This window comes from Rhizobacter sp. P3_B12 (genome assembly GCF_056402895.1).
This window is the reverse complement of record NZ_JBFUGN010000863.1, coordinates 1-2,645: the sequence shown is the minus strand read 5'-3', so window position 1 is coordinate 2,645 and position 2,645 is coordinate 1. Positions and strand designations below refer to the sequence as shown.

Annotated in this window: 3 protein-coding genes; all 3 read left to right on the top strand. The window is 69.0% G+C overall.

Annotation, left to right across the window (positions count from 1 at the left end; genetic code table 11):
• The first annotated feature begins 37 nt into the window (after positions 1–37).
• Complete coding sequence (locus AC1D01_RS29245; protein WP_477872662.1) at positions 38–904, top strand: FecR family protein; 867 nt, start codon at positions 38–40, stop codon at positions 902–904.
• A 65-nt stretch (positions 905–969) separates the two neighbouring features.
• Positions 970–1,839 carry a Tll0287-like domain-containing protein gene (locus tag AC1D01_RS29240; RefSeq protein ID WP_477872660.1) on the top strand — a complete coding sequence of 290 codons (870 nt, stop codon included), beginning with the start codon at positions 970–972 and terminating at the stop codon, positions 1,837–1,839.
• A gap of 16 nt (positions 1,840–1,855) precedes the next feature.
• Positions 1,856–2,645: serine/threonine-protein kinase (locus AC1D01_RS29235; protein ID WP_477872658.1), on the top strand; the 790-nt coding region annotated here is incomplete at its 3' end.

Genomic DNA, 2,645 nt, shown 5'->3' with positions numbered 1-2,645 from the left:
GCCCCAAAACCCACGCCCACGAAGCGAAGGTGCGCCCATGTGGCTGAGATCGTTGTGGAGCTTGCTGCTCACTGTCCCGCTGTTCGCGAGCGCCGCGCCGCCGGCCGCCCCGCTCGCGACGCTGACCATCGTCGACGGCGAAGCCGTGCTGGTCCGTGAGGCCGCGCGCTACGCGCCGGCCGAAGGCGTGCGCCTGCTGCGCGAGGACATCGTCGAGACCGGCACCCAGGGCCGCTTGCTGCGCATCGAGTTCCCCGACGGCCTGATCGCCGACCTCGGCCCCGCCACCCGGCTGCAGATCGCGCCGAAACTCGCCAGCCGCGCCCCGGGCCGCTTCTACCTGCTGCAGGGCTGGGTCAAGGTGACGGCGCCGGCATCGCTCGCGAGCCCCGTCTTCAACACGCCGCTGTTCGATGCGAGCGCGATCGCGCAGCGCGCCGTCGTGCTGGTGCAGCCGCAGGACGCCAACGTGTTCGCCGAGGCCGGCGAGGTCGCGCTCACCGAGTTGCTCGACGGCCGGCCGCTCGGCAACGTCACGCTGAAGGGCGAGCAGTTCCTGACCCGCGCCGGCGCGGCCCGCGCGAGCGTCGCGCCGCGCCCCACCGCGGCCTTCATCCAGCGCGTGCCCAAGGATTTCCTCGACACGCTGCCGTCGCGGCTCGAGCGTTTCAAGACGCGCGAGGTCGATCCGACGCGGCTGTCGGGCATCGCCTACGACGACGTGGCGGCCTGGATCGATGCCGAGGCCGGCCTGCGGGCGGGCTTCGTGCTGCGCTGGAAGGGCGAGGCCCGCAACGCGGATTTCCGGCGCGGCCTGGTCGGCACGCTGCGCGCCCACCCGGAGTGGGACCGCACGCTGTTCCCGGAAAAGTACCTGCCCAGGAAGGTCGAATCCCGACCATGACGCCGACCTGTGCGTCCGTTTCGTCATCCCTCACGTAAGTCCCGGCACCACCCCCAAGAGGCCCCATGAAGCTGCTGCTCAAATTCAACCTGGTGTTCCTGATCGTGTTCGCGCTCGGCCTGGGGGCCGCGGGCTACATCGCCCGCGCGCTGCTGCAGCAGAACGCCCACGACGAAGTGCTGGACCGCGCGCGGCTGCTGATGGAGAACGCGCTGGCCGTGAGCTCCTACACCGCGACGCAGATCGCGCCGCTGCTGGAGACGCAGATGAAGTACACCTTCCTGCCGCAGTCGGTGCCGGCCTACTCGTCGACCGAGGTGCTGAACACGCTGCGCAAGGACCACCCGGAGTACGCCTACAAGCCGGCGATGCTGAACCCGACCAACCCGCGCGACCGCGCGCAGGACTGGGAGGCAGACGTGATCCAGCAGTTCCGCCAGAGCCCCGAGCGCACCGAGTTCGTCGGCCAGCGCGTGACGCCGTCGGGCCCGGTCACCTACATCGCCCGGCCGATCAAGCTGTCGAACCCGGTGTGCCTGCGCTGCCACAGCACGGTCGAGGCGGCGCCCAAGCCGATGGTCGACAAGTACGGCCCGGCCAACGGCTTCGGCTGGACCATGACCGAGGTGCTGGGCGCGCAGATCGTCTCGGTGCCGATGTCGGTGCCGCTGGAGCGCGCGGACCGCGCCTTCCGCGTCGTGCTGGCGCTGCTGGCCGGCGTGTTCCTGCTGATCGTGCTGGCGTTGAACCTGATGCTGTGGCAGCTCGTGATCCGGCCGGTGAGCCGGCTGTCGACGCTGTCCGACCGGGTCAGCCTGGGCGAGCTCGACGCGCCGGAGTTCAACACGAAATCGCGTGACGAAATCGGCGTTCTGGCCGAATCCTTCGCGCGCATGCGCAAGAGCCTCGTGCACGCCTTGAAGCTCCTGGAGTGAAATACCTCGCGCGGCCATGAAACACCCTGAGCAACTCGGCAAGTACCCGATCACCGGCGTGATCGGCGAAGGTGCCATGGGTGTGGTGTACAAGGCGTTCGATCCGATCATCCAGCGGCCGGTGGCGATCAAGACGATCCGCAAGCACCTGGTCGGCGAAGACCTGTCGGGGTCGTCGACCGCCGAGCGCTTTCGCAACGAGGCGCAGGCGGTCGGGCGCATGTCGCACCCGAACATCGTGCCGATCTACGAGTACGGCGAAGACGACGACACCGCGTTCATCGCGATGGAGTACGTCGAGGGCCGCACGCTGTCGAAGATCCTCGCGGCCACGCCACGCCTGCCCGAGGTCGACATCCTGAAGCTGATGGACCAGCTGCTCGACGCGCTCGATTGCGCACACCGCCACGGCGTGTGGCACCGCGACATCAAGCCGGCCAACCTGATGGTGACGAATGCCGGCCAGCTGAAGGTGACCGACTTCGGCATCGCGCGCATCGAATCGCAGGTGCTGACGCTGATGACCTCGACGATCGGCACGCCCGGCTACATGGCGCCGGAGCAGTACGTCGGCGAGAACGTGGACCACCGGGTCGACGTGTTCGCGGCCGGCGTGCTGCTGTACGGCATGCTGGTCGGCCAGTCGCCGTTCCGCGGCTCGCCCGAGGCGGTGATGTACAAGGTGATGAACGACACGCCGACGCCGCCGAGCCGCATCGACATCGCGCCGCGGCCCGATTTCTACGACGGCATCGTCGCGCGCGCGATGGCGAAGAAGCCGCAGGATCGCTTCGCGACCGCGGCAC